Source organism: Candidatus Schmidhempelia bombi str. Bimp, from assembly GCF_000471645.3.
Classification (GTDB): domain Bacteria; phylum Pseudomonadota; class Gammaproteobacteria; order Enterobacterales; family Orbaceae; genus Utexia; species Utexia bombi.
Window position 1 is genome coordinate 1 of the sequence record NZ_AWGA01000098.1, and the last position, 1,316, is coordinate 1,316.

Annotated in this window: 1 protein-coding gene; it reads right to left on the reverse strand. The window is 33.8% G+C overall.

The window, feature by feature from the left end:
- Positions 1 to 621 precede the first annotated feature (621 nt).
- On the reverse strand, positions 622 to 1,316 hold a 695-nt coding region (locus tag O970_RS09025; protein ID WP_133459375.1), incomplete at its 5' end, for a TSUP family transporter.

Sequence of the window (1,316 nt, forward strand, 5' to 3'; positions counted from 1 at the left end):
GTGACCCTATTGTTTATCAGGTAATGGTTACTGATAAGTGATAATGTTTTTTCTATATAATCGCTTGGGTTTATTTTCTGTGTTTAATTTTACCCGTTAATATAACAGTGTTGCTCAGTTTATTGAACTGTTTAGGTAATTTATAAAATATATTTATTGTGATGAAGGGATTAAGCAATTATAGTGTTTATCTCGATATTATTTATATCCATTAGGTTAAATAATGAGTTGATAATTTTTATTCGTCATGTGGATGATTAAATATCTCTATTTTTAAAATACCCTTGATTTTTTTAGCTTTGTAAAAAGGCTTATAATAGGATAAAAAGTTATTTTCGTATTTAGCGCAAAAAATTTTAGCCTTTATGCTAAGGTTAGTAATATCTATTTCTATTACTGTGAGGAAGCCACACCTTGTTACTTATAAATTGGATATTCGATTTTATTGTAATAAAAAGCCAGTATATCAATTGAAATTACGATAGATTGAGACATAATGATTCTTCAACTTATAAATGAACTAGATTTATGATGGTTTTATAGGAATTGAGGAGATGCTCTCCCCACTTTATCACCATGATTGCTAATCACCGTAGCGATGTTTTGTTCTATAAATAGAATTTAGACATAAATTTCTATTAATAATTTAACACTCATCGCTAAAGAAACGATAATTAACATCGGACGAATTAATTTTTTGCCTTTTGCAATAACTAAGGTAGCGCCAATACGTGCGCCAATAAATTGTCCTAATAACATAACGAGGCCAATAGACCAGATCACTTTACCGCCACCAATAAAAAATAATAAGGAGGCCAAATTAGAGGTAAAATTAAGGACTTTGGCATGCGCCGTCGCTTTTGCTAGATTAAAACCAGCTAATACTACATAAATTAGGGCGTAGAATGAGCCTGCGCCCGGTCCAAAAAATCCGTCATAAAAACCAATAACCATCGCACCAAAAATGGCAAATGGTATTACGGTTAATCGTCGCTCGCGATCAGTATCACCAAGGGTTGGGGTGAGTAAAAAATAGAGTCCAACGCCAATGGTTAATATTGGTAATAACAAGCGTAATACCTCGGCATTTAAATAGAGTATCAGTAACGATCCAACGCTTGCGCCAATAAAGGTCATCAGGATGGAGAGTTTATTATCACTTAACTTGACCATCCCTTTTTGCACAAAATAGATGCTTGCGGAAAATGAACCACCACAACTTTGTAATTTATTGGTTGCCAAAGCTTGTGCTGGTGATAATCCAACCGCGAGTAAAGTAGGTAAAGTGAGTAAGCCACCGCCCCCAGCAATAGAAT